Genomic DNA, 26,058 nt, shown 5'->3' with positions numbered 1-26,058 from the left:
ATGCGGGCGGCGGCTGCGACGCCCGCATCCCGCCGATCAGGAACCCTTGACGAGTTTGACGATCGTCAACGTGCCGTCGACCTTCTCGATCCGCACCTTGACCTTGTCGCCTGCATGCGCTTGCGCGAGCATCGCCGCATCCTTCGCCTTGAACGCCATCGTCATCGGCGGCATCCCGACGTTCTGCAGCGCGCCGTGCTTCAACGTGATCTTGCCGCTCGCGGCATCGACCTTCTTCACTTCGGCGTCGGTCAGCGCGGCGTTCGATTCCGCCGCGCCGTCCGACGACATCTTCATGCCGGACATGTCCATGTTCGACATCTCGCCGGCGGCAAACGCCGGTACCGCGAAAGCACTCAGCGCGACGACAGCGGTTGCAGCAGCGATCAATTGATTCATCTTCATCGTGATTCTCCGGTGGGAAGGGATGGCACGTTCGTGCCGGAAGGAACTGCATCGGAATGCCGCGTGCGGCCCGCGCTTCGCGCACGACGGCGCTGCAGCAGAAGCCACGCGGCGGGAATGACGAACATCGACAGCAGCGGCGCCGTGACCATGCCGCCGACCATCGGCGCGGCGATGCGCTGCATGACTTCGGAACCGGCGCCGTGGCCGATCATGATCGGCACGAGGCCGGCGAGCACGACGGCGACCGTCATCGCCTTCGGCCGCACGCGCAGCACCGCGCCTTCGCGAATCGCGTCGAGCAGCAACGCATCGGTCAGCAGCTCGCCGGCATCGAGCCGGCGCTGCAGCGCGCCCTTCAGGTACAGCAGCATCACCACGCCGAATTCGGCCGCCACGCCCGCCAGCGCGATGAACCCGACCGACGTCGCGACGGACACCGCATGGCCGAGCGCCCATACGAGCCAGAATCCGCCGACCAGCGCAAACGGCACCGTCGACATCAGCAGCAACGCGTCGGCCGCCGAATCGAACGTGACGAACAGCAGCACGAAGATCACGACGAGCGTGACGGGCACGACGGTGCGCAGCGTCGCCGCCGCGCGTTCGAGATACTCGAACTGTCCCGACCACGCGATCGAATAGCCGGGCGGCAACGCGACCTGCCGCGCGACGGCCTGCTGCATCGCACGAACCGCCGTGCTCAGGTCGACACCGCGGAGATCGACGTACACGTAGCCGGACAGCCGTGCGTTCTCGCTGCGGATCATCGGCGGGCCGTCGGCGATCGCGACACGCGCGACGTCGCCGAGGCGAATCTGCGCGCCGCGCGCGGTGACGACCGGCAGTTGCCGCAAGTTCTCGAGCGAATCGCGGATCTCGCGTGGATAGCGGATGTTGATCGGGAAACGCTCGCGCCCCGCGATCACTTCGCCGACGTCCTCGCCGCCGATCGCCGACGACACGACCGACTGGATATCCGCCACCGACAGCCCGTAACGCGCGGCGGCGAGCCGATCGATGTCGACGTCGACGTAGCGGCCGCCGTTCAGCCGCTCCGCGAGCGCGGACGTCACGCCCGGCACGCGCTTCACGGCGGCCTCGACCTGCGTCGCGATCGCGTCGATTCCCGTCAGGTCCGGCCCGGAAATCTTCACGCCGACCGGCGTCTTGATCCCGGTGGACAGCATGTCGAGCCGGTTGCGGATCGGCGGCACCCATACGTTCGACAGGCCCGGCACCCTCACCGTCCGGTCGAGTTCGTCGACGAGCTTCTCCGGCGTCATGCCCGGCCGCCATCTGCTGCGCGGCTTGAAGCGGATCGTCGTCTCGAACATCTCGAGCGGCGCGGGGTCGGTCGCCGTATCGGCGCGACCCGACTTGCCGAACACCGTGTCGACCTCGGGCACGGTCTTGATCAGCCGGTCGGTCTGCTGCAGCAGCTCGCTCGCCTTGTCCGCCGAGATGCCCGGCAGCGCGGTCGGCATGTACAGCAAATCGCCTTCGTCGAGCGGCGGCATGAATTCGCCGCCGAGCCGCGACAACGGCACGGCCGTCAGCACGAGCGCGACGACTGCCACGCCGATCGCGGCCCACGGGCGCCGCAGCGTCGCTTCGAGCAACGGCCGGTACAGGCGGATCAGCACGCGATTGATCGGGTTCGCGTGCTCGTGCGGAATGCGGCCGCGCACCAGATAGCCCATCAGCACCGGCACCAGCGTCACCGACAACCCGGCGGCGGCCGCGATCGTATAGGTCTTCGTGAACGCCAGCGGCGCGAACAGCTTGCCCTCCTGCCCTTCCAGCGAAAACACCGGAACGAACGACAGCGTGATGATCAGCAGCGAGAAGAACAGCGCGGGGCCGACCTCCGCCGCCGATGCCGCGACCAGCTCCCAGCGACGCGCGGCGGTGATCGGCTCGCCCGGATGCGCGCGGTCGTACGCTTCCAGATGCTTGTGCGCGTTCTCGATCATCACGATCGCCGCGTCGATCATCGCGCCGATCGCGATCGCGATCCCCCCGAGCGACATCAGGTTGGCATTCACGCCCTGGTAGCGCATCACGATGAACGCGGCCAATACGCCGAGCGGCAGCGACAGGATCGCGACCAGCGCGCTGCGCAGATGGAACAGGAACACCGCGCAGACGACACCGACGATGACGAATTCCTCGATCAGCTTGTCCGTCAGGTTGTCGACCGCGCGCGCGATCAGTTGCGATCGGTCGTAGGTCGTGACGATCTCGACGCCGGCAGGCAGCGAACGCTTGAGGTCGGCGAGCTTCGCCTTCACCGCGTCGATCGTCGTCAACGCGTTCTTGCCCGAGCGCATCACGACGACACCGCCCGTCACTTCGCCCTGCCCGTTCAGTTCCGCGATACCGCGCCGCATCGCCGGGCCGACCTGGATGCGTGCGACGTCGCCGAGCAAGACCGGCGTGCCGGTGTCGTCGGTGCGCAGCACGACGTGACGGAAATCGTCGAGCGTGCGCAGGTAGCCGGACGACCGCACCATGTACTCCGACTCGGCCAGCTCGACGACCGAGCCGCCGGAGGCCTGGTTGGCCTTGCCGAGCGCCTCCGCGACCGCCGCCTGCGTGATGCCGTATGCACGCAGCTTGTCCGGGTCCAGCACGACCTGGTACTGGCGCACCATGCCGCCGATACTCGCGACTTCGGAGACGTCCGGCACGGCCTTCAGTTCGAACTTCAGGAACCAGTCGTTGAGCGCGCGCAACTGGCCGAGATCGTGACGGCCGGTGCGATCGACGAGCGCGTACTCGTATACCCAGCCGACACCCGTCGCATCGGGCCCAAGCGACACGGTCGCGCCCGCCGGCAGGCGGCTCTGCACCTGGCTCAGGTATTCGAGCACGCGCGAGCGCGCCCAGTACGGATCGGTGCGGTCGTCGAACAGCACGTAGACGAACGCGTCGCCGAACGACGAGTACGCACGCACGGTTTTCGCGCCGGGCACGCCGAGCAGCGTCGTCGTCAGCGGATAGGTCACCTGATCCTCGACGACCTGCGGCGCCTTGCCCGGATACGACGCCTTCACGATCACCTGCGTGTCCGACAGGTCGGGCAATGCGTCGAGCGGTGTCTGCCGCAGCGAATGCACGCCCCATGCCGCGAGCAGCACGGTGGCCAGCAGCACCAGAAACCGATGATGGACAGACCAGTGAATGAGGCGCGCGATCATCGCTCACCTCCCTGCGGCTCGACCTTCGTCAGCCGGTAGCCGTCGTCGGTCTGCGTGAACGCGAAACGCACGATCTGCCCCGGCTTCACGTCCGGAAACGCGTGCGCCGACGGCTTGCCGAACGCCATCGTCATCGCGCCCCAGCCGAGCGCCGGCACCGGCTGATGCGAGAACGTGATGTCGTCGGCCGTGACCTTCTCCACCTTGCCGGTGGTTTCGTAGACCGGCGCGCTTGCCGTCGCGGACGATGCGGCCGAGCTTGCGCCTGCCGCCCGCTCCAGCCGCGGCAGCACGCTTTTCAGGCTGGCTTCCGAATCGATCAGGAACTGCCCCGATGCGACGACCGTATCGCCTTCGTTCAACCCGCCGAGCACTTCCGTATCGCCGCCGACGTCGTTGCCGACCGTCACCGACACCGGCTGGAGCCGGCCGTCGCCAAGCTTCACGATGACGAGCGTGCGCTGGCCGGTCGCGATCACGGCCTCGGACGGCACGAGCAGGCGCGACACCGTCTCCTTCGCGGCGACCCGCACGCGCATCAGCATGCCGGGCGTGAGCTTCAGCGATGCGTTGTCGATCTCCACGCGCGCCTGCAGCGTGCGGCTGCCCGTGCTGATGCCGGGCAGCACTTCGCGGATGCGTCCGCTGAAATGCCGGGCCGGATCGCCCGCGAACGTCGCGTCGACCGACATTCCCGGCTGCACGTTCAAAGCGAGCGCTTCCGGCACCTCGACGATCAGCCACAGCGTCGCCAGCCCGGCGATCTTCGCGAGCGTCTGGCCGGGCGCGACCATCGCGCCGTCGCGCACGTTCAGCTCACTGACGACGCCCGTCTCCGGCGCGCTCAGCACGACGTGCGTCTGGGCGCGGCCGGTGCGATCGAGAGTCGCGATCATCCCGTCCGGAATCGACAGCGCGCGCATTCGTGCGCGCGCCGCATCGAGCAGGTTGCCGTCCATGCCGCCGCGCTTCAGCGCGAGATATTCCTCCTGCGGCGCGAGCCAGTCGGGTACGAACAGCGATGCGACCGGCGCACCCTTCGCGATGCGCTGCATCGGCGCGCGTGCATACAGATGGTCGATGTAGCCCGTGACGCGCGACTGCACGACCTCCGCGCGCGCTTCGTCGAACTGCGTGGTGCCCACCGCGTCGAAGCCGGCCGCCGTCTGCTGCCGACGCACGGTCGCATAGCGGATGCCGAGGTTCTGCTGCAGACCCGGATCGATCCGGATGCCTGTCGCGGCACCGCCTTCGTCCGCATAGACCGGCTGCAACTGCATGTCCATGAACGGCGATTTGCCCGGTTTGTCGAAGTGCTGGTTCGGCACCATCGGGTCGTGCCAGTACAGCACCTTGCGTGCGGCCTGCTGAGCCGGCACACCCGACGGTACGCCCGACGGCGCAGCGGCGGGCATGGCGGCCGTCGCCGCGCCGTTCGTCGCATGGCGGACGCCCGCGAAATAGCCGGCGCCGACGAGCACCGCGCCGGTGGATGCGATCAACGCCGCACGCATCAGTGATTGCCTTGTCATGAGCATCTCCTTCACTGCGCGGCGGCCATCGCCGACGGCACGACCTGATATTCGAGCTGTGCCCAGGTCTGCGACACGTCGCGCCTGAGATCGAGCACCTGTAATTGCGCTTCGAGTTGCGCACGTCGCGCGGCGAACGTGTCGGCGAGCGACCCCGTGCCGGCCCGGTACGCCGCCGTCGCGAGCTGCACGCGCTGGTCGGCGGCCGGCAATAGCGCGGCGCTGAGGTTCGCGATGCGTTCGCGGCCGCTCGCCAGCGTGTCCGATTGCGTACGGATGTCGGCCTGCACCTGGCGCAGCGTGTCCTCGTACATCAGGCGCGCCTTCGTCGCGAGCGCCGCCTTTTCGGCGACGTCGCGGTTCTGGCGATTCTTGCGATTGAGCGGCAGCGGGATCGAGACGCCGACCGACACCATGTTCGAATACGCGCCGCCGCGCTGCTGGTACGCGATTTCCCACGTCCAGTTGGGGCTGCGCTCGCTGTTCGCGACCGCGGCGTCGGCTTCGGCCACCGCGATATCGTCCGCGGCGGCGACGAGCGCCGGCTGCGACAGGCGCAGTTCGTCCGGCGGCAACGACGATACGAAGGATTCGGGCGCGGGCGGCGTACCGGCCACATCCGTCACGGGCACCGCCGTCCAGCGGGCCAGCGCGATGAGCGCGGTGCGATACGCCTGCTGTGCCTTGAGCACCTGGTCCTGCGTCTGCGCGAGCATCGCGCGGGCCTGCACGACGTCGCCCGCGCTCGCCTTCGCGCCGCGATACGACGCCTGCGTCGCGTCGAGTTCATGGTTCATGTGACCGAGCAGCGCCTGCCGAAGCGCGAGCGCCTGCTTCGCATAGACGGCATCGAGCCACGCCGTCGCGGTCTGCCGGCGCACGGCCGCGAGCTGCATCAGATAGCCGGCACGCTCGCGGCCGACCTGTTCGTCGGCCAGCGCGGTACGCAGCCGCCGCTTGTCGCCGGACACCCATTCCTGCTCGATGCCGATGCGGCGCATCGTCATGAAGTCCTGGCCGACGGTGAAGCGCTGCCCACCGTTGATTGGCAGGTTGTCGATGCCGGCCTTGAGCATCGGGTCCGGCAACTGGCCGGCCTTGACGGCCGCTTCGGAACGCGCGAGCACGGAAGCCTGTGCGGCCTGCATCGACGCGGAACGATCGGTGGCGGACTGCAGCGCGGCGTCGAGTGTCAGCGGCGACTGCTGCGCGTGAACGGCGCCCGCCACCAGCAGCGCGGCCCACGGTACGGGCGCGCGCCGACCTGCACGCGGCATGCGCAGCGTGCGGAAAACGAATGACATGGTGTAACCCCAAATCGGAATCCAAAGGGATTCCACGTCCTGCGCGCAGGACGAACCTCACCGCGTGCGCGGCGAACCGGTCAAATCGGGATCAGCTGATGCGTGGCGGGCGCCACAACCCGTTCGGGTCGCGAGCTGGGACGGACTGCGTGTAGTGGAAGACGATCGTGCTGGCGAATGCAGCGGGACGGTTGACGTCGGCGCGGGCGGCCGGGTGGTAGAGACTGCCGAACTGGCATTGGGCCGTCACCTTGCAGGCCATGCCCTTGGCTTTGGCCTTCGCGTGATCGGCGGATGGCGGCTGCATCGAATCGCAATCGCTCATCTCGGCGGACATGGCCATGTTCATGCCCGTGTCCGCGTCCATCGACATCGTGTGCTGCATCGGACATTCACCGGTCAGGCCGCTGGCTGCCAGCCCCGTGATGGGCAGCACCGCGCACAGCAGCAGCAGGATGAAGGTCCGAAGCAGTTTCATGGCGGCGATTATAGCGCGCACTGTTGCGGCATGGCGCGGCGTCGCTACGGCGAAACGACGCGCCCTCCCCGCTGCGGCGGCCGCGCGTCATCGCAACAGCTTGTCCGCCGCCAGCACCGCCTGCACGGCCGGCCGCTCCCGCACCCGCTCGTACCACGCACGCAGATGCGCATGCCGGCTCAGGTCGATATCCGCGTTGTATACCGAGCGCATCCAGTCGGCCTTGCCCCAGCCGGTCAGCGCGAACAGGTACGCATCGGCGACGGTGAACGTATCGCCGGTCAGGAACGTCCTGCCGTCGAGCTGGCGGTCGATCCATGCGAAGCGGCTGTCGAGCTTCTGCCGCACGGGTTCGACGTACTTCCCCGCCTGCACCGCATACAGCAGCGGGATGAAGCCCTTGTGGATCTCGGTGCCGAGAAAGTTCAGCCATTCCATCAGCCGGTAGCGCGCGAGCGTGCCATAAGCGGGCGCAAGCGCGGCTTCCGGGCGCTGGTCCGCGAGATACTGCGCGATCACCGGCCCTTCGCGCAGTATCGTGCCGTCGTCGAGTTCGAGCAGCGGCACGTAGCCAAGTTCGGTCACGTCGTAGTAATCGCGGCCGCCGTCGACGACATGCTTGCGCGCGTCGACCTTGACGATCTCGGCGTCGATATCGCCTTCGCGCAGCACGATGCAGATCGCCTGCGAACAGCTGCCGGGAGCGTGATAGAGCTTCATATGTTTCCTTCGTGGGTTGTCCATGTATCGATTCGCCGCGACGCGGGCGCTAATATCTCGCATCGGCACACGGCTGAGAAGACGGCAGTCGTTTGTGCCGTAGTCACAAAAAATTTACCGACCAGGATTCAGCGCGATGAAAACGAGTGCGACAGGATGTTCCGTTGAAGAAGCGATGCGCCTGCTCGGCGGCCGCTGGCGGCTGCTGCTGGTGTCGTATCTGCTCGACGGGCCGCGCCGCTTCAGCGACCTGCGGCGCGACATGCCGGGCATCTCGCAGCGCATGCTGACGCTCGACCTGCGCGCGCTGGAAGACGCGGGGCTCGTGCGGCGCACCGTCTATCCGGAAGTGCCGGTGCGCGTCGAGTACGATCTCACCGCGGACGGCGAGCGGCTGCGGCCGGTGGTCGACGTGATGCGCGAATTCGGGCTGTGGCTGAAGGCACGCGACGCGCACGCCGACGCAATGCCCGACGCCGCGGCTGCGATCGAAACGACGATGCACGCTCACAAATAACCGTTCAGCAGGAATCGATGCTCATGGAACTGCACGCTACCGTCGGCGCGGCCACGTCCGACCTCGACGACGACGAAAGCTTCGCCAATATCTACTGTCACGATGCCGAGCAGGACTATTGCTTCGCGCTGTCGCGCTTTCCGGACGATGCGCTAATCGAAGTGATGGTGCGCGACCAGCTCAACGTGCGCGTCAAGGATCTGTCGGTGCGGCTGACCGACGATACGATCGACGTCGAGATCGAGCCCGGCGTCGCCGCGCGGCTCGACGGCCAGACGCGTTACGTGATCCATCTCGCGCCCGGCCAGTACGATCCGGTCACGCTGCGCGCCGCGCTGAAGGAGATCTTCGTCGGCAAGAGCGGCTATCGCGACGACAGCACGCCGCGCTGACCGGTCGCCCACCCGTTTTCCTTCGCCACGACGCCCGCTCATGACGCGCTCCCCGCGATTCCGCCCGCTTCCCCGTGTCGCCGCGCTGCTGTTCGCCACGTGTGCGTCGATCGCACCCGCCGCGCACGCGGCCAAGCCGCTGCTCGAGTTCAAGGTCGACGACACCGTCACGGCCCGCGTCGAGCGCGCGGACGGCGCGCACGTCACGGTCCGTTTCCTGCCGAGCGGAAAAACGCAGACGCTCGACGTCACGGCCGCCGACGAGGAAGGCCGCTATCACCTCGCGACCGACGACTACAACTTCGACGGTCGTCGCGATCTCACGATGCGCGCGATGCTCGGCATGGTCAACGAGCAATACGGCATCTACCTGTACGACGCCGCGCGCCAGCGGTTCGAGCCGCTGAAGATGCCGGCGGGCGACGGGCCCCACGGCAATTGCGACGCGCTGATCAACGTCGAAGCGAAGCCGAAAGCGCGCACGCTGTACAGCTCGTGTCGCGGTGGCCCGATCTGGTACACCGATGCGTACCGTTTCGACGGCACCGGCAGGATGTATCTGTATCAAACCAGCGAAGCGGTCCCCGACGACCTGCGCGATCTGCTCGACGGCGAATCGGGCCCGTCGTCGATGCTGCTCACCTATGACGAGCACGGCAAGCGCGTGTCGCGCCGCCCGCAGGGTCATGACGGCGGCACGGTCGCGTTCAAGGTACGCCCGGCGCGCCTGCCGCTGCACGATGCGATGCGTGCTGCGCCCACGCGCCGCTACGTCGTCGCGGGCGACAAGGTGGAGCTGATCGATGCGAGCGACGATTTTCAGTGGCTGAAGGTGCGATATCGCAACCCGCGCGCTGGCGCCGTGCAGGGCTGGGTCAGCACGAAGGAGGCGATGGCCGACTGATGCAGGATGCGCTGCCTTCGTCGCCCTGTCCCACATACTGAACGCAAGACGTCCCATTAATAGGGATGCCTGCCCAAATGTTGACGCACGCCGCGCCACGGCTCTAACGTTCGCCCCAATGCCATTCGATTCGGCCACCTCGTTCGCGAGCGCCGGCCGGAACATAGAACACAGGAGACGACCGTGGCCCAATCCGCGTCACGCACCCATGCCAACCCGCCGGAGCGGGCATCCGCGCGCACCGGCGCCGCATCCGAATCCGCCGCCCGCGCGACCGCGGCGGCGACCGCCACCACGCCGCCGAGCCGCAAGCGGCTGCTGATTCTCGCGCTGCTGTTCGTCACCGTCGTGATCAACTATCTCGACCGCAGCAACCTGTCGATCGCGGCGCCCGAGCTGTTCAAGGAACTGAACATCGATCCGGTTCGCGCGGGCCTCGTGTTCTCCGCGTTCGGCTGGACCTATGCGCTGATGCAGATTCCGGGCGGCTGGCTCGTCGACAAGGTCTCGCCGCGCGTGCTGTATGCGGGCGCGCTCGCACTGTGGTCGGCCGCGACGCTGCTGCTCGGCTTCGCCGGTTCGTTCGTCGCGCTGATCGTGCTGCGCCTCGCGGTGGGCGCGCTCGAAGCGCCGGCCTACCCGATCAACAACCGCGTGGTGACGACGTGGTTCCCGACCCGCGAACGCGCAAGCGCGATCGGCGGCTACACGTCGGGCCAGTTCGTCGGCCTCGCGTTCCTCACGCCGGTGCTCGCGTGGCTGCAGGTGCATCTCGGCTGGCACATGGTGTTCGTCGCGACCGGCCTCGCCGGCATCGCGTGGGCCGCGATCTGGTACGCGGTATATCGCGAGCCGCGCGCGTTGCGCGGCGTCAACGCGGCCGAAATCGCGCTGATCCGCGACGGCGGCGGCCTCGTCGATCTCGAGGACCGCGTCGCGGCGCGCAGCGAACGCGCGCCGTCGACGTGGCGCGACCTCGGCGTCGTGCTCGGCCGGCGCAAGCTGTGGGGCATCTACCTCGGCCAGTTCGCGCTGAACTCGACGCTGTGGTTCTTCCTCACGTGGTTCCCGACCTACCTCGTCAAGTATCGCGGGATGGACTTCATCAAGTCGGGCTTCCTCGCGTCGTTGCCGTTCCTCGCCGCGTTCGTCGGCGTGCTGTGCTCGGGCGTGCTGTCGGACTGGCTGACGCGGCGCGGCGCATCGCAGGGCTTCGCGCGCAAGCTGCCGATCATCTCGGGGCTGCTGATCTCGACCTGCATCATCGGCGCGAACTACGTGAGCTCGACCGGCTGGGTAATCGCGTTCATGACGATCGCATTCTTCGGCAACGGCTTCGCGTCGATCACGTGGTCGCTCGTGTCGGGGCTCGCGCCTGCACGGCTGCTCGGCCTCACGGGCGGCGTGTTCAACCTGGTCGGCAACCTGTCCGCGATCGCGACGCCGATCGTGATCGGGCTGCTGGTCGACGGTGCGGACTTCTCGCACGCGATCACCTACATCGCCGCGATGGCGCTCGCGGGCAGCCTGTCGTACGGGCTGCTCGTCGGCAAGGTCGAGCGCATCGACGCCTGAGCGCCACAACGGCGGCCCACGCGTGCCGCCGTGCCGCCCTGCCGACCGTCGCCGCGCGCGCCGCGTCAGAACCGCATGAACCCGTCGCGCGCAAGGTCGTGCGGATTGCCGGCCGCGTAGTCGAGCGCGCACGCGTCGGTATCGATGCCGACGGTCAGCAGCGTTTCCCAGCGCTCGGTGTCGGGCATCGACCGATCCGGGTGGAAACACACCACGGCCGCGTCGCCGGCCGCGCCGCACATCGCCGCCGCGCGTTCGCGCACATCGGCGCCCGTCATCCCCGCCACGACCGCGTTCAGGTGCGCGAAGCGCTCGCGCGTGGTCGAGCTGTCGGGCATGCATTCGCCGCCGCTCAACGCGTGATCGAGGAAGTGGTTCGTATGCAGCAGCCAGCCATCCGGGCGCGGCACGACCACGCCGACGCCGGACGGGCTCAGCTCGATGCTCGCCGCGCGCGGGTTCGCATCGTGTCGCGTGAACGCGGTCAGCACCGTCGAGGCGCTGACGCGCGCGGTGCGCGCCAGCTCGACCGCCTCCTGCACCGTCGTCGCATCCTCGAGCAGCCGTCGCGCGATCGCGTGCACCGGCACGCCGCCACCATCGTCGTCGCTCGCGTGATGCAGGATGTTGAAGTGCAGCCCGAGCCCCGCGTCGTTCACGCCGAGCTTCGCGAGCATCCCGAATTCGGTGAACAGCTTGACGGTGCGGCCCTGCGGCGTCGCGAACCGCATCAGCAGCCCCTGCGGCGCGAGACTGTCGTGCCAGTCCCACGTCTGTAGCGTGCGCGGCGCATGCGGGCCGGCCGGCGCGTACACGGTCGTCGAGCACTCGCCTTCGGCCGACGCGGGCGCGGTCGCGAGAATCTCGGTGCGCGCGTTCAGGCACGCGAGCTGCCAGCGCGGCAGCTCGGCGCCGTCGGCGGTCGCCTCCACCTCGGCGGCGAGGCGCGGACACCATGCGTCGAGCGCCGCGAGGCTCGCCTCGCCGATCGCCCGCGCCCGCTGCGGATCGATGCCGAGCTTCGGGAAGAACGCGAGATACAGCGCGACCGTCTCGCGGATCGCCGGCGCGAAGCGCGCGCCGATCAGGCGGCCCCGCTCGCGCGGATCGGTGACGTCGGTCGCGAAAGTGTGCAGCTTCAAGATCAAACCTCCTGTGTCGAATGAGCGCCGGGCCCGCGCGGCCCGGCATGGGATGCGTTCCACGAACGAACCGGCGCGCGCCGGCCGTCGGAACGGTCAGAACGAATAGATGAACTGCATGCCGGCCAGGTCGTTGCTGCGCGCATAGGTGCCGTTGCTCTTCAGGAACACCGGATGATTCGCCGCGTCGTGGCGGTATTCGACCTTCACGGTGATCTGTTGCGTCGGATAGAACAACAGGTCGGCCGTGATCGCATAGCGTTGCGCGCCCTTGCACTCGGTGCCGTTCGTCGCCGAGCCCTGGAAGCACGACGGATCGACGCCGAAGCCGCTCGACCCGTTCACCGACGGGTTGCCGCCCGCGAGCCCGTACTGGATGTTCGTGCCACCGCCGCCGTTCGACGCGTTGTTCAGGTAGTCGAAGCGCAGCGTCGCGCCCATGCGGCCGAGCCACGACGTCGTCCACTTCGTATGGCCGAGCAGCGACATCCCGTACCAGCGCGTCGTGCCGCCGTTCCATGCGCCCTTCTGCAGCTCGCCGTAGTCGACCTGTGCGTTGATCTGCGTCTTGTCGTGCGTATAGGTCATGTCGGCTTCCACGTACTTGTAGAGGCCGGTCGGCGACGAGCCGTTGCACTGGTAGCCGTAGCCGCCCGCCGCGCACGGCGAGAACAGCGACTGCCGGCCGAGCATCCCGGAGAGGCCGAAGTCGAACGCCGTCGACGTCGCGTTGTCGAAGCGCGCGGTGATCGTCGGCGTCCAGTTCGGCTTCGTCGTGTTGTTCGCCGCATTCGCGATCGCGCCGGCCGTGCGCAGCACCTCGTTGCCGATCACGACCTGCCAGAAGCGCGTCATCGCCGCGTTGGAGCCCTTCAGCCCGATACCGACCAGGTTGCCCGGCTCGCTGAAGTCGTACAGCAATCCGTGCGTGAGCGTGAGCATCTGGTTCGACGGCTGCACCTCGTAGCCGGCGAGGCTCGGCATCATCCCGATCTCGAACGTGCGCGTCGTGCCGAGCGGCACGTTGACCTGCGCCTGCGTGACGATGTTGTTGCCGATGCCGCCGTGCGCATTGCTGAACACGTTGCCGAAGCCGCGGTTCGGCTGGATCACGATCTCCGCCGACGGCGCCATCGGGCCGACGCCGAAGGTCTTCCTGATGTCGAGGTAGACGTCGCCGATCGTGCTGTTGAAGTAGTCGTACGCGCCCGGATCGTGGTTCAGGAACTGGAAGCCGGACGTGCGCTGCGCGCGGTTGAACAGGTACACGGGATCGACGTAGCCGGTGATGCTCAGGCCCGCGAGCGGGCCGGTCGTCGCCGCCTCCTGCAACGCATCGACCTTCAGCGACGCATTCGCGATCTGCTCGCGCATCTGCTGCAGGTCGTCGTTCGTGAACGCGGGCGCCGACTCGGCAGCCTGCGCGGCGGCCGCGGCCGTGTTGATCGTGCCGATCTTCGCGCCGGCCGATGCGGCGGTCGTCGCGGTCGTCGCCGTCGTCGCCGTCGTCGCGGTCGTCGCGGTCGCCGCGGTCGTGGCAGTCGTGGCGGTCGTTGCCGCGCCGGCCGGCTTCGCCGCCAGCATGCTCGCGCGCAGCGCGTTCATCTGCCGCTGCAGCGCGGTAACCTGCGCCTGCAACGCCTTCATCCGGCTCGCGTCGGTCGCGTGCGGTGTGTGGGCGAATGCCGCGGTCGCGTCGAACGCGAGCGCGCACAGCGCCGTCATGTGTTTGATGTTCATGGTGTCGGTGGTCGTCGGGACGCACGCGCCCCCGCCCGCCGCGATCGACGGCGGGGCGCGCGAAAGAGGTGCGGGTGTGCGGGGCGGCTTACTCGGTCTTCAGCTTCGTCCACAGACGGTTCTGCAGCCGCATCAGCTCGGGCGGAACCGGCTTGCTGAGGCTCAGCCGGCGGATCACGTCGGCGGGCGGGAACACGGCCGGATCGCTCGTCACCTCGGCGCGCACGAGGTGCCGCGACGACGGCACGGCCGACGGATACGACGTGTCGTTGGTCAGGTTGGCGCTCTCCTGCTCCGACAGCACGAAGTTGACGAACTTCAGCGCGGCGTCCGGATGCGGCGCATCCTTCGGAATCGCCATCATGTCGAACCACATCGCGCTGCCTTCGGTCGGGATCACGTACTTGATTCGATACGGTTTCTTCGCGGCGGCGGCCGCGATCCGCGCGGAATTCACGTCACCCGACCAGCCGAGCGCGAGGCAGATGTCGCCGCCCGCGAGATCGTTGATGTAGCTGCTCGAATTGAACTGCGTGATGTACGGCCGTACCGTCTTCAGCAACTCGTACGCGGCCTGGTAGTCGGCCGGGTTCGTCGTGTTCGGATCCTTCTTCAGGTACACGAACGCCATCCCGAACGCATCGACCGGCGAATCGAGCACCGACACGCCGCAGCGCTTCAGCTTCTTCGCGTACTTCGGATCGAACAGCAGCGACCAGCTGTCGAGCGGCGCGTCGGCGCCGAGCGCGGCCTTCACCTTCTCGACGTTCATTCCCAGCCCGTCGGTGCCCCACGTCCACGGAATGCCGAACTGGTTGCCCGGATCATCTCTCGACAGCACCTTCATGATGTCCGGATCGAGCAGCCCGTAGTTCGGCACCTGGCTTCGGTCGATCTTGCGGTAGATGCCGGCCTGCAACTGCCGCGCCCAGAAGATGTCGGACGGCACGACGACGTCGTAGCCCGACGTACCCGACAGCAGCTTCGCCTGCAGCGTCTCGTTCGAATCGAACTCCTGGTAGACGACCTTGATGCCGGTCGCCTTCTCGAAGTTCGCGATCGTCGCCTTGCCGATCGAATTGCCCCAGTTGTACACGTTGACGACGTCCGCCGCCTGCGCGACGGGCACGCCCGCCCCGGCGAAACCACCCAGCGCGAGCGCCGCGCATGCGTTCTTCACCCGATGTTTCCAGTCCCCTGCCATGTTTTCCTCCGTCGATGTCATGATCCGCCCGCGATGAGCGGCGCGTGCTTCGGTCCGGAAAAATGTAGCCAGAGGAAATTGGCCGGTCTGCCCTGCCAACAGGGGGACACGCCGCACAATCGGCGGCAACGGAAGCGACTTGAAAGCTTCCGTCGCCGCATCGCCGGTCCGCCGCCGTTCACGACGCCTGCAGGCCCGTCCGCGCGCCGAAATCGTCGCCCACGTGCGTGATGCGGCCGCCCATCATCGTCAGCCCGACGTCGATGCGCCCGATGTCGTATTGCCCGACCTCGAACAGGTCGCGCTCCAGCACGACGAGATCCGCGCGCTTGCCGGGCGTCAGCGAGCCGACCTCGTGCTCCATGCCGAGCTGGTACGCACCGTGGATCGTGTACGCGGCGATCAGCTGCGGAATGCTCAGGCGTTCGGCGATGTCCGGGAACACCGGCGCATCGGGCTCGCCCGCGAGCTGCCGCGTATGGCCCGACTCGATGTGTTCGAGTGGCTTGTGCTGACAGCGGCACTGGCACGCGAGGCCATCCATGCCGATCGACACCGTCACGCCTGCGTCGACGAACGTGCGGAACGTGTACATGTTGCTCCAGCGTTCGTGGCCGTAGTGGTCGCGCAACTGCTCGGTGTACGCGTCGACCACGCCCCATTGCAACTGCGTGTTCGCCATCACGCCCGCGCGACGAAAGCGTGGAATGTCGTCCGGATGCGTGAGGAACGCGTGCGTGATCACATGACGGCGATCGCGCGGCGGGTTCGTGCGGTTGACGGCGTCGAAGCCGTCGAGCGCCATCCGCACGGCCGCGTCGCCGACGCAGTGCACCATCACGTTCGCGTTCGCGCGATCCGCGTCGACCAGATAGCGATTGAACGTGTCGGCCGGCATCGTCGGCGCGCCGCAGGTATCGGGACGGTCCGCATACGGTTCCAGCAGGTACGCGGTGTGGTTCGCCTCGGTGCCGTCGAGAAACAGCTTCAGCGCGCGCGCCTTCACGAGCGGCGAATCGTACCGCTCGCGATACCGGACCAGCGTGCCGACCGGATCGTCGATCTCGCCGATCACCGCGACGCTGCCGACCACGCGCAGCTTCAGGTCGCCCGCGCGCTCCATCGTCTGCAGCGTCTCGTACAGCAGCGACTGGTCGCCGCTCGCATCGAAGAAGCCCGCGTCGAACACGGTCGTCACGCCGGCCGCGCACAGCTTCTCCTGCCACGGCGGAATCGATTTCAGATACAGGTCGATGCCGGTCGGCAGCAGGCCGGCCGCGCTGATCCGCTGCAGCAGCAGCGAGTACGCGGCGCCGTCGACGATCAGCCCGGTCGGCTCGCCCGTCGCCGCGTCCTTCTCGAACCAGCTCGCGCCTTCCTGCACGGGTGGCGTCGACGCGTCGATGCCGGCGATTTCCAGCGCCTTCGAGTTCACCCACATCGAATGGAAATCGGTCGACAGCAGGCACACGGGGCGATCCGCGCACACCGCGTCGAGGGTCTCCTTGCGCAGCATCGCCGGCGGGATCGTCGCCTGCACCCAGCCCATCCCGGTGATCGCCGGCTCATCGGGATGCGATTCGACGTAGGTGCGTAACGCGGCGAGCACCTGGTGCGGATCCTCGTAGTTGACGAACGCCTGGAACGCGAACGCGGTCGTCTCGAAGTGCCAGTGCGATTCGACGAAGCCCGGCAGCACGAGCCGGCCGGCCGCATCGACGACTTTCGTGTTCGCGCCGACGTACGCGTGCACGGACGCGGTATCGCCGACATGCACGATCCGGCCGTCGCGCACGGCAACGGCCTGCGCCCACGGCCGGTGCGGATCGACGGTGTAAACCCTCGCGTGGGTCAAAACGAAATCCGCCGGCGTCGCGGCGGCCGGCGTCGGTTGAATCTGCATGGCCTGTCCTTTCTGGTCGTCAGGTTTTCGAAGCGCTTTCACTATAGGCAGACGATTCGCGCCGGTATGCCCCCCCGGCGCGGGGGCTTTTGCGATTTCCGGCCAGCCGGCCGCGTGGTCCTGTCGTCGTTTTGGGGACAACGCACGAAATTCGTGCGGTTGATCCGGTGAATTCCCGGCTGACGCGTGCGCGGCGTTCGCGTAACGTCGCGCTGTCCCCTCCGACCGCCTCGCCCGACCATGCGACTTCTCCAGCCCGACCCGGCCGCCCGCGGCCACTACCTGATCGGCGTGCGTCCCGACACGCTCGGCGCGACGCTACGCGCGGTCGGCACGCCGGATTTCGTCGATGCGGTCACGGAATTCGTCAACGACAGCATCGACGCCGACGCCGTGCATCTCGAACGCTGGCGCGCGGACCCGGCCAGTACGTCGGGCTTCGTCGTCGAATGGCTGGGCAGCGGCAGCCTGCGCTTCGCGGCCGATACGCTGCGCGTGATGGACGTCTATTACCAGGACTACTGCCAGACCGACCCGCTGGTCGCGCCGCTGCGCGGCAAGGCGGGGACGCTGCTCGTGCAGCGCCATGTCGCCGGCATCGCGCAAGGCGAATTCCGCCGGCGCATCTTCGACGAACCGGGCATCGCTCAGGAATGCCTGCTCGTGCACGGCAATGCGCATCAGCAATACGCGCTCGGCCTCGCGCGCACGGTCGAGCGGGCCGCGTTCACGACGGACGAGCTGTTCCACTTCCGGCAGATGGTCGATCTGCTGTTTCCGATGTTCGAGCTGCACGCGCGCACCTGTGCGGCACGGCGTGTGGCGGCGGTGTCGGTGAATGCCGCGTCGCAGGCGGGCTTCGATGCGCGGCTCGAACGGCAGCACGTGCAGTTGTCGCGCCGCGAGCATGAGATTTGCCGGCTGATGCTGTGCGGGCGCTCGGTGCCCGAGGCCGCGCAGCAGCTCGACGTGAAGCTGTCGACGGCCGAGTCGTACGTGAAGCGCGCGTTCGCGAAGCTCGGCGTGCGCACGCGCCGCGAGCTGTTCGACTGGGTGCTGGTCGACTGCTGAGCGCGGGGCGCGAACCTACGCGGCGAGCGCGGCCGCCTTGATGTTGAACGCGCGCAGCAGGTCCTCGCAGAACGCGTCGACGATCGGCTTGTCGCTCGTGCTGCGCTTCATCGCGAGATGCAGCGGCACGTCGAAGCTGAACGTCGCGCGGCCGACCGCCTTCACGAGCCCGCGCTGCTCGAACGGCTCCGCGTAATGCGCGGGCAGGTAGCCGAGATGGCCGCCCGACAGGATCAGGATCGTCGCGGCCTCGATGCTGTCCGCGCTCGCGGTCACGCGCCGCTCGGGCAGCGGATACTGCTCCTCCGGCACCGGATAGGTGCGCCATACCCAGTCGTGCAGTTGCAGATCGTCGGCCGTCACGGGCCGCGACGCATGGAACAGCGGATGCCCGCGCCCGCAGTAGATCACCTGCTGCTCGGTGAACAGCGGCGTGTAGAGCAGGCCCGGCACGCGATGCCAGAAATAGCCGATCGCGAGATCGAGCTGGTTGTTGACGAGGCTTTCCTCGAGCTCCTGCGGCGACGCGACCTTCATCGCGAACGTGACGGCCTGGTCGCGCTGGCGGAACGCGCCGATCGCGTCGGCCACGCGCGCGTTCTCGACGAGCGGCGCCTGGCCGATCAAGCCGATCGACAGCGTGCCGACCAGCTTGCGGTCGATGTCGCGCACGCGCGCGACGAATTCGGACGTCGCCGCGACGAGCGTGCGCGCGGTGGCCGCGAAACGTTCGCCCTTCGACGTCAGGCGAAAGCCGCCGCGCCCGCGATCGCACAGCTTGAAGCCGACGCGCGCTTCGAGCGCCGACAGCTGCGTGCTGATGGTCGACTGCCGCACGCCGAGCGACGCCTCGGCGGCGGTGATGCCGCGTGCGTCGACGACGGCCAGAAAGACCCGGATGAGCCGGAGATCGAGATCGGTGGTATTCGAAAACATGCTGGAAGCCGCTGCCCGTGTACGCATGGCCGGCACGGCGCGAATCGTGCGCTGCCTGACCGCCTTCGCCGATGAACCGAACCTGACCCGCGCCGCCATCGGCAGCGGCGCGCGTCGCAACCGTCACTCGGGCGCCACCGCGAGCGGGCGCGCCATGCCGAACACGGCCGGCCGCAGCCGCCCGTAACAGAGGAACGCGACCGCGCACAGCACGATCGCCGCGAACAGCGCCGACTGCGTGCCCGCACGTTCGATCAGCGAGCCGCCCGCGACCGAGCCGACGCCATAGCCCAATGCGACGCAGCCCGGCGACAGCGCGGCCGACTTGCCGATCAGGTCGTACTGCGGAATCGTCGCGTAGATCAGCAGCGCGCCGCCGGTCCAGCAGCCGATGAACACGATCGCGCCGAGCGTGAACGTCGCGACCGACGCCGGCATCGCGAGCAGCACCGCCGCGACCGCGCAGCCGCCGAGATTCATCAGCGTCCAGCGGCGCAGGCCCGCGCCGGCGCCGAGCTTCGGCATCGCCGCGCAGATCACGAGGCTCGCGACGTTCGCGACGCCGAGCACGAGCGAGACCGACCGGCCGCTCAGGCCCGCATCGGTACCGATCTTCTCGAGGAAGGTCCACACGACGCCGACGCCGCCGTACAGCGCGAGCTGCGCGCACAGCACGAGCATCGCGCCCTTGCGGTCGATGCCGCCGACGGCGCCGGCCGGCGTCGGCGCGGCCATCGTTTCGCCGCGGCGAAACAGCGGCGTCGCGAGCACGAACATGCCGAGCACGCAGGCCACGAAGCCGAACACCCCATACGCGCCCCACGTGCCGCTCAGCAGCGGGAAGATATAAGCGAGCAGCACCATGCTCCACATCACCTGCCCCATCAGCATGATCCCGAGATTGCGCTCCGGCGCGCGCGAATACGACAGGTAGCGCAGCGCGATGCCGTTCAGCCCGCCCGACCCGACGCCCGCGACGAACTGCAACGTCGAATACGCGACGAGCCCGTGCGTCGCGAGCGTGCCGAGATTCGCGCCGGCCGCGAGCGTCACCGCGCCCGCGAGCACGAGCCGCACCGGCTGGCGGCCGAGCACGAATGCGACGAGCAGCGTGCCCGTCGATTCGCCGAGCACCTCGATGAAGCTCGACAGCCCGAGCGCCGCTTCGCCGAAGCCCCAATGGCGCTCGACCTGCCCGACGATCGCGGGCAGACCGAGAAAGACCGTCGGCCCGAGCATGCCGAGCAGCAGCATCACGACGACGAACAGCGCGCTTTCCTGCCGCGCTTCATCCTGCAGGTTCACAACGTTCATGGGGTGTCTCTCTCCGTGTCCGCCGTGCGGACCGTCTCCTCGGGGGAGCGTGTCATGGCGGCGGCCCGCGCGGGGCCGCCGTGTCGCTTACATCGGGAAGCCCATCGCCTTGAGGCCGCTGATCCACGCACGCTTCCAGCCGCCTTCGGCATCCGCGCCGTCGAACGCATGGAACGTGATCTTCGCGGCGACCCAGCGCATCGGCTCCGGCGGGATGTAGCTCGGGCTCTGGTTCGCGATGTCGAGCTTGCGCTCCGGGCTGTCGCGGTCGAACAGGATGTTCAGCCCCATGAACGCGCCGAACCGGCTCGCCGCGACGCCGAAGCCCGTATAGCCGGCGACGAACACGGCCTTGTCGCCGAGATAGCGCTTCGCGAACACCGAGCCGCGCGAGCAGTAGTCGATCGGGCCGCCCCACGCGTGCGAGAAGCGCACGTCGCTCAGTTGCGGGAACGTGCGGTAGAACGCTTCCGCGAGCCGGTAGTAGGTTTCGCGCCGGCCGTCCTGATGCGGCTCCGGGTCACCGTCGAAGTGATAGCTGACCAGGCCGCCGAAGATGATGTTGTTGTTCTTCGTCAGCCGGAAGTAGTTGAGCTGCGTGCGCGTGTCGTACACGCCCTGGCGGTTCTTCCAGCCGATCCGCGCGAGTTGCGCGTCCGTCAGCGGCTCGGTCGCGAGCACGTGGTCGCGCACCTGCATCACGCGCCGGTTGATGTCGGGAATCCCGACCTTCGCGGTGCCGCTGCCGAACACGACGCGCGGCGCGCGCACGCTGCCCTTCGGCGTCTTCACGAACACCGTGCTGCCTTCGTCGGTCACGCTCGTGAGCGGCGTGTGCTCGTACAGCGTCACGCCGAGCTGCAGCGCCGCGCGCTTCAGCCCCCATGCGAGCTTCGCCGGATGCACGATGCCGCTGCGGTTGCGCGACCACAGCGCGCCCGCGAACAGCGGCGAATTCAGTTGCGCGAGTGTTTCGTCGCGGTTCAGCAGCACGACGTCGTGGCCGTATTCGCGATGCAGGTCGTAGTCGCCCTTCAAGTGCACGAGGTGCCCGGGATCGACCGCGACCGTCATCTCGCCGTTCCACTCGATGTCGGCATCGATGTCGTAACGCTTCAGCGTTTCCTCGAAACCGTCGAGGTTGCGGTGTCCGAACGCTTCGAGCTGCGCGATATCGTTCGGGAACACGCGCACCGCGTTCGGCAGCCCGTGCATCACCGACGTCGAGATGATCCCGCCCGCGCGGCCCGATGCGCCGTGCGCGACCTTGCCGGCCTCGATCAGCACCACGTTCAGGTGCGGCATCTGTTCTTTCGCCTGCACGGCCGACCACAGCCCCGTGAAGCCGCCGCCGACGATCAGCAGGTCGGCCGTCACGTCGCCGACGAGGGCCGGCTCGGCGGCCGGCGCGGCCGGGTTGTCGAGCCAGTACGGGAACAGTTTCGTATTCGCGAGCGCCGCTTCGACGCCCAGCGCGACCGGCGCGCCGCGCAGCGCGTGCGCGTCGACCGGCGCGGTCCGTTTTGCTTCGTTGACTTCCATTTCCATGATCCCAGCCATCACACGCGAAAAACGAAACCGCCGCCGGGTTCGCGTCACACGGACGACGACGCCGCGGCGGCGGTTTCCGACATCACGACTGCTCGAGCAGCACGTAGAACTTCTTCGCGTCCTCGATCGTCTCCCATCGGCCCGCGAAACCGGCCGGCAGCAGATAGCCCTGGCCCGGCGTGAATTCCTTGCGATTGCCCTCGACGTCGGTCAGCGCGATCCGGCCCTCGACGAGCCACACCGCTTCGTCGGCTGCCGTTTCCGGAAACTCCACCGAGCCGGCCTTGCCCTCCCACCAGCCGACGATGTAGTTGCCGCTCCTGCCTTCGGCCGCGCGCCAGTCGCTTTCGTCCATCCCGAAGTCGAGCTTCGTGAATTCGCCCACGCCTGCGCCCAGCGGCAGGATGTCCTTGATCAGTTTGGTCATCTGAATCTTTCGTCTCTCGATTGAAAAAAGCAGAGACAAAGTTACTCATTTACACTGCCCCGGTATGCCCCCCTTCGGGGGGGACAAGCCGCGTTTTCGGGGGTACGCGAGGCAGCAGGACTCCGTACGGTAATTCCCCTAATGACCTTTTCGGGCGCGGATCGCTACAATCGCGCCGCTTCAAGGGCCGGTTCCTGGGACCCGCATGCTGCTCAACGTGAACCCCTTCCACCGCGACGACGACCATTTCAACGTGTCGTTCAAGGCGCTGGGCGAGCTGATCGAGACGGTCGGCACGCCGCATTTCGTGCCGCGCCTCACGCAACTGCTGAACGACGTCGTGCCGCTCGACGTCGCGCACGTCGAACGCTCGCGCGTCGACGGCACGATGCCCACCGGCTACCGCTGCGAATGGATCGGCAGCAGCGGCATCGGGACCGAAGCCACCGAAATCTCCGACGTGATGACGCTCTACTACGAGCGCTTTCTCGACAGCGACCCGCTGTTCGCGGGGCTGCGCGGCAAGACCGGCACGATGCTGGTCGTGCGCGACATCGCGGCGATCCCGCCCGGCGAATTCCGCCAGCGGATCTACGACGACGTGCATATCGGTCACGAATGCGTGCTCGCACGCGGCACGCGCTATTCGCAGCATTCGATCGCGCTGGAGCGCGGCCGCGACCGTCCGCCGTTCACGCTCGCCGAGATGAACCGCTTCCGCAGCATCAGCGACGTGCTGTTCCCGCTGCTCGAACTGCATGCGTCGACCACCGCCGCGCGGCGCATCGCGCACCCCACGCCCGACGTCCATCCGCTCGCGCAATTCGACGCGCGGCTCGCGGCCGGCGACGTGAAGCTGTCGAAACGCGAATACGAGACCTGCAAGCACCTGCTGTCCGGCAAGACCGTGCCCGAAGCCGCCGCGATTCTCGGCGTGCGCGTCGCGTCGGCCGAGTCGTACGTGAAGCGTGCCTTCGCGAAGCTCGGCGTGCGCACCAAGCGCGAACTCGCCGCATGGGGGTCGGCGGCAGCCGCGCTTCCCGCCGCCGGAGCGCACGACGACGACGCACCGCCGGCCATCCCGCGCTGACCCGCGCCGCCGCGTTCGGTCGCGCCGCGTCGATGCGGCGGCGCCACTTGCATCGAGCCCGGTCGATGTAAACGTTGCGACTTCAGGATCTTCGCGCGTGCGTTCTCCTCTACCATCGGCCGATCGCTTGACACCAAAAAGAGGAGACGGCCCCATGCCCCGCGAACTGAACCAACCGATGGGCGGCAACGAGATGCCGCGCTTTGGCGGCATCGCCACGATGATGCGGCTGCCGCAGGCCACGACGACCGACGGGCTCGACGCGTGCTTCGTCGGCGTGCCGCTCGATCTCGGCACGTCGAACCGCTCGGGCGCGCGCTTCGGCCCGCGCCAGATCCGCACCGAATCCGTGCTGCTGCGCCCGTACAACATGGCCACGCGCGCCGCGCCGTTCGATTCGCTGCAGGTGGCCGACATCGGCGACGTCGCGACCAACCCGTACGACCTGAAGGACTCGGTGCGCCGCATCGAGGAGGCATACGACGCGATCGTCGCGAACGGCTGCCGGCCGATCACGCTCGGCGGCGATCACACGATCGCGTGGCCGATCCTGCGCGCATTGCACCGGAAGTACGGCAAGGTCGCGGTCGTGCACGTCGATGCGCACGCGGACGTGAACGACACGATGTTCGGCGAGAAGATCGCGCACGGCACGCCGTTCCGCCGCGCGGTGGAAGACGGCCTGCTGCAATGCGACAAGGTCACGCAGATCGGCCTGCGCGGCACCGGCTACCACGCGGACGATTTCGACTGGTGCCGGCAGCAGGGTTTCACCGTCGTGCAGGCGGAAGACTGCTGGAACAAGTCGCTCGCGCCGCTGATGGCGCAGGTGCGCGAACGCGTCGGCGACACGCCGGTGTACCTGAGCTTCGACATCGACGGCCTCGACCCGTCGTTCGCGCCGGGCACCGGCACGCCGGAAATCGGCGGCCTGACCGTGCAACAGGGCCTGGAGATCGTGCGCGGCATGAAGGGCCTGAACATCGTCGGCGCGGACCTCGTCGAAGTATCGCCGCCGTACGATCCGGCCGGCACCACCGCGCTCACCGGCGCGAACCTCGCGTTCGAAATGCTCTGCGTGATGCCGGGCGTCGCCTACCGCTAACCCGATCGACAGGATGACCGTCATGTCCACCGCCGAACTTTCCCGTTCCACGCACCCGTTCGTGCTGCCCGCCGCGCGCATCGCCAGCCAGCCGGTGCGCACGCATTCCGACACGATCGGCGCGCCGGTCTTCAACGCATCGACCGGCAATACGATCGGCTGGCAGGAATTCGCGACGCCCGCGCACGTCGACGCCGCGGTGCGCGCCGCGCGCGACGCGTTCGCCGGCTGGCGCTATACGCCGCCCGCCGAGCGCGGCCGCGTGCTCGCGGCGATCGCCGGGCGGGTCGACGCCGCGCGCGAGCGTCTCGCCGCGTTGCAGATGCAGGTGAGCGGCAAGCCGCCGTTCGAGGCCGACGCGGACGTCGGCGATGTCGTCGCGACCTTCGCGTACTACGCGAAGCTGTGCGAAGACCCGGCGCTGTTCGCGGCCGAACCGGTTGCGTTGCCGAGCGACGCCGTCACGGCCGAACGCTTCCACGATCCGGTCGGCGTCGCCGCGCTGGTGATGCCGTGGAATTTCCCGATGGTCACGACCGCATGGAAGCTCGCGCCCGCGCTCGCGGCCGGCTGCGCGGTCGTGCTGAAGCCGTCCGAGCTCACGTCGCCGACCGAGCATGCGCTGCTCGACATCGTCATCGAAGCGGGTGTGCCGGCCGGCGTCGTCAACGTCGTGAACGGCGACGCCGAGATCGGCGCGGCGCTGACCGCGCATCCGCTGATCGACAAGATTTCGTTTACGGGCAGCACGGCGGCCGGCCGCAAGGTGATGCAGGCCGCGGCCATCGACATGAAGCGCGTGACGCTCGAACTCGGCGGCAAGTCGTCGCTGATCGTGCGCGACGATGCCGATCTCGATGTCGCGGTGTCGCTCGCCGTGGCGGGCGCGTTCACCAACGCCGGCCAGATGTGCTCGGCCACCGCGCGCATCCTCGTGCACGACAGCCTCTATCGCAGCTTCATGGCCGCGTTCGAGACGGCCGTGCGCGCGCTCGTCGTCGCGCCGCCGGGCACCGACCAGGTCGCGATGGGGCCGCTGATCTCGGCCGCGCACCGCGCGCGAGTCGAGGCGATGCTCGAACACGGCGTCGATGCGGGCGCACGCATCGCGTTCAGCGGCCGCGTCGCGGACGCCGGCGGCGCCGGCTTCTTCATGGCGCCCGTCGTGATCGCCGAACCGGCCGCGGACAACCCGCTATGGACCGACGAAGTGTTCGGCCCCGTCGCGTGCGTGAAATCGTTCCGCACCGATGACGAAGCGATCGCGCTCGCGAACGACACGCGCTACGGGCTCGTCGCGACCGTCGTCACGCGCGATGCGGCCGTCGCACGGCGGTTCCAGCGGCGCGTGCGCGCGGGGCTCGTGTGGATCAACGCGCCGCAGCTGATCTACCCGCACGTGTGCTGGGGCGGCTTCGGGCTCAGCGGGATCGGGCGCGAACTCGGCGTCGCGGGGCTGCGCAGCTATCAGGAACTGCGCCACGCGATGCGCGCGATCGACTGACCGGTGCGGCCGTTCGAGTCGTGGGCGATACCGTGTCGCGC

The 26,058-nt window shown here is 68.2% G+C and carries 22 protein-coding genes; 8 read left to right on the top strand and 14 right to left on the bottom strand.

Going from position 1 to position 26,058, the window contains the following annotated elements:
* Positions 1-36 precede the first annotated feature (36 nt).
* The 6 genes from H0X90_RS26190 to gstA all read right to left on the bottom strand — a co-directional run bounded on the left by H0X90_RS26190 (position 37) and on the right by gstA (position 7,642).
* Positions 37-405, bottom strand: coding sequence for a copper-binding protein (locus H0X90_RS26190; protein WP_077189207.1), 369 nt, complete (start codon positions 403-405; stop codon positions 37-39).
* On the bottom strand, positions 402-3,608 hold the full coding sequence (locus H0X90_RS26185; protein WP_077189208.1) for an efflux RND transporter permease subunit: 3,207 nt from the start codon (positions 3,606-3,608) through the stop codon (positions 402-404). The genes H0X90_RS26190 and H0X90_RS26185 overlap by 4 nt, the downstream gene beginning before the upstream one ends.
* Positions 3,605-5,140, bottom strand: coding sequence for an efflux RND transporter periplasmic adaptor subunit (locus H0X90_RS26180; RefSeq protein WP_077189209.1), 1,536 nt, complete (start codon positions 5,138-5,140; stop codon positions 3,605-3,607). The genes H0X90_RS26185 and H0X90_RS26180 overlap by 4 nt, the downstream gene beginning before the upstream one ends.
* 11 nt (positions 5,141-5,151) lie before the next feature.
* Positions 5,152-6,444, bottom strand: a complete 1,293-nt coding sequence (locus tag H0X90_RS26175) for a TolC family protein (protein WP_077189210.1) — start codon at positions 6,442-6,444, stop codon at positions 5,152-5,154.
* Between the two features lie 91 nt (positions 6,445-6,535).
* The gene (locus H0X90_RS26170) at positions 6,536-6,922 is read right to left on the bottom strand and encodes a hypothetical protein (RefSeq protein ID WP_027808257.1); all 387 of its coding nucleotides are present in this window, start codon (positions 6,920-6,922) and stop codon (positions 6,536-6,538) included.
* 87 nt (positions 6,923-7,009) lie between these two features.
* Entirely contained in the window at positions 7,010-7,642 is a 633-nt protein-coding gene (gene gstA, locus H0X90_RS26165; RefSeq protein WP_077189211.1) for a glutathione transferase GstA, read from the bottom strand.
* Positions 7,643-7,778: 136 nt separating this feature from the next.
* Here gstA and H0X90_RS26160 point away from each other — a divergent pair, with 136 nt between their 5' ends.
* From H0X90_RS26160 to H0X90_RS26145, 4 genes are all read left to right on the top strand, one after another.
* Entirely contained in the window at positions 7,779-8,159 is a 381-nt protein-coding gene (locus H0X90_RS26160; RefSeq protein ID WP_077189212.1) for a helix-turn-helix domain-containing protein, read from the top strand.
* A 17-nt stretch (positions 8,160-8,176) separates the two neighbouring features.
* On the top strand, positions 8,177-8,551 hold the full coding sequence (locus tag H0X90_RS26155) for a hypothetical protein (protein ID WP_077189213.1): 375 nt from the start codon (positions 8,177-8,179) through the stop codon (positions 8,549-8,551).
* Between the two features lie 40 nt (positions 8,552-8,591).
* Positions 8,592-9,455: an SH3 domain-containing protein gene (locus tag H0X90_RS26150; protein ID WP_077189214.1), complete on the top strand. Its 864-nt coding sequence runs from the start codon at positions 8,592-8,594 to the stop codon at positions 9,453-9,455.
* Positions 9,456-9,638: 183 nt separating this feature from the next.
* The gene (locus tag H0X90_RS26145) at positions 9,639-11,030 is read left to right on the top strand and encodes an MFS transporter (RefSeq protein ID WP_077189215.1); all 1,392 of its coding nucleotides are present in this window, start codon (positions 9,639-9,641) and stop codon (positions 11,028-11,030) included.
* Positions 11,031-11,095: 65 nt separating this feature from the next.
* Here H0X90_RS26145 and H0X90_RS26140 read toward each other — a convergent pair whose 3' ends face one another.
* From H0X90_RS26140 to H0X90_RS26125, 4 genes are all read right to left on the bottom strand, one after another.
* A complete protein-coding gene (locus H0X90_RS26140) occupies positions 11,096-12,172 on the bottom strand; it encodes a C45 family peptidase (protein WP_077189216.1) in 1,077 nt (358 codons plus the stop codon).
* A gap of 96 nt (positions 12,173-12,268) precedes the next feature.
* Entirely contained in the window at positions 12,269-13,912 is a 1,644-nt protein-coding gene (locus H0X90_RS26135; protein WP_077189217.1) for a DUF3138 family protein, read from the bottom strand.
* An 88-nt stretch (positions 13,913-14,000) separates the two neighbouring features.
* Positions 14,001-15,116: a polyamine ABC transporter substrate-binding protein gene (locus tag H0X90_RS26130; RefSeq protein WP_012493097.1), complete on the bottom strand. Its 1,116-nt coding sequence runs from the start codon at positions 15,114-15,116 to the stop codon at positions 14,001-14,003.
* A 178-nt stretch (positions 15,117-15,294) separates the two neighbouring features.
* Complete coding sequence (locus H0X90_RS26125) at positions 15,295-17,019, bottom strand: amidohydrolase (protein WP_006495818.1); 1,725 nt, start codon at positions 17,017-17,019, stop codon at positions 15,295-15,297.
* A gap of 240 nt (positions 17,020-17,259) precedes the next feature.
* Between H0X90_RS26125 and H0X90_RS26120 the strand changes: the two genes are divergently transcribed.
* The gene (locus H0X90_RS26120; RefSeq protein ID WP_006495819.1) at positions 17,260-18,090 is read left to right on the top strand and encodes a helix-turn-helix transcriptional regulator; all 831 of its coding nucleotides are present in this window, start codon (positions 17,260-17,262) and stop codon (positions 18,088-18,090) included.
* Positions 18,091-18,105: 15 nt separating this feature from the next.
* Here the strand turns inward: H0X90_RS26120 and H0X90_RS26115 are convergent, their stop codons facing one another.
* The 4 genes from H0X90_RS26115 to H0X90_RS26100 all read right to left on the bottom strand — a co-directional run bounded on the left by H0X90_RS26115 (position 18,106) and on the right by H0X90_RS26100 (position 22,318).
* Positions 18,106-19,026: a LysR family transcriptional regulator gene (locus H0X90_RS26115; RefSeq protein ID WP_012493096.1), complete on the bottom strand. Its 921-nt coding sequence runs from the start codon at positions 19,024-19,026 to the stop codon at positions 18,106-18,108.
* 123 nt (positions 19,027-19,149) lie between these two features.
* Positions 19,150-20,340, bottom strand: coding sequence for an MFS transporter (locus H0X90_RS26110; RefSeq protein WP_059722277.1), 1,191 nt, complete (start codon positions 20,338-20,340; stop codon positions 19,150-19,152).
* Between the two features lie 87 nt (positions 20,341-20,427).
* Entirely contained in the window at positions 20,428-21,888 is a 1,461-nt protein-coding gene (locus tag H0X90_RS26105; RefSeq protein ID WP_006495822.1) for an FAD-binding oxidoreductase, read from the bottom strand.
* Between the two features lie 85 nt (positions 21,889-21,973).
* Positions 21,974-22,318, bottom strand: coding sequence for a cupin domain-containing protein (locus H0X90_RS26100; RefSeq protein WP_034202855.1), 345 nt, complete (start codon positions 22,316-22,318; stop codon positions 21,974-21,976).
* Positions 22,319-22,523: 205 nt separating this feature from the next.
* On the opposite strand from H0X90_RS26100, the gene H0X90_RS26095 reads away from it, so the two are divergent.
* The 3 genes from H0X90_RS26095 to H0X90_RS26085 all read left to right on the top strand — a co-directional run bounded on the left by H0X90_RS26095 (position 22,524) and on the right by H0X90_RS26085 (position 26,017).
* Positions 22,524-23,408, top strand: a complete 885-nt coding sequence (locus H0X90_RS26095; RefSeq protein WP_034202856.1) for a helix-turn-helix transcriptional regulator — start codon at positions 22,524-22,526, stop codon at positions 23,406-23,408.
* Between the two features lie 154 nt (positions 23,409-23,562).
* On the top strand, positions 23,563-24,513 hold the full coding sequence (gene speB, locus H0X90_RS26090) for an agmatinase (protein WP_006495824.1): 951 nt from the start codon (positions 23,563-23,565) through the stop codon (positions 24,511-24,513).
* 22 nt (positions 24,514-24,535) lie between these two features.
* On the top strand, positions 24,536-26,017 hold the full coding sequence (locus tag H0X90_RS26085; RefSeq protein ID WP_077189286.1) for an aldehyde dehydrogenase family protein: 1,482 nt from the start codon (positions 24,536-24,538) through the stop codon (positions 26,015-26,017).
* Positions 26,018-26,058 lie beyond the last annotated feature (41 nt).

Source organism: Burkholderia sp. 9775_39, from assembly GCF_015712225.1.
Classification (GTDB): domain Bacteria; phylum Pseudomonadota; class Gammaproteobacteria; order Burkholderiales; family Burkholderiaceae; genus Burkholderia; species Burkholderia cenocepacia.
This window is presented reverse-complemented; position numbering and strand designations above follow the sequence as displayed.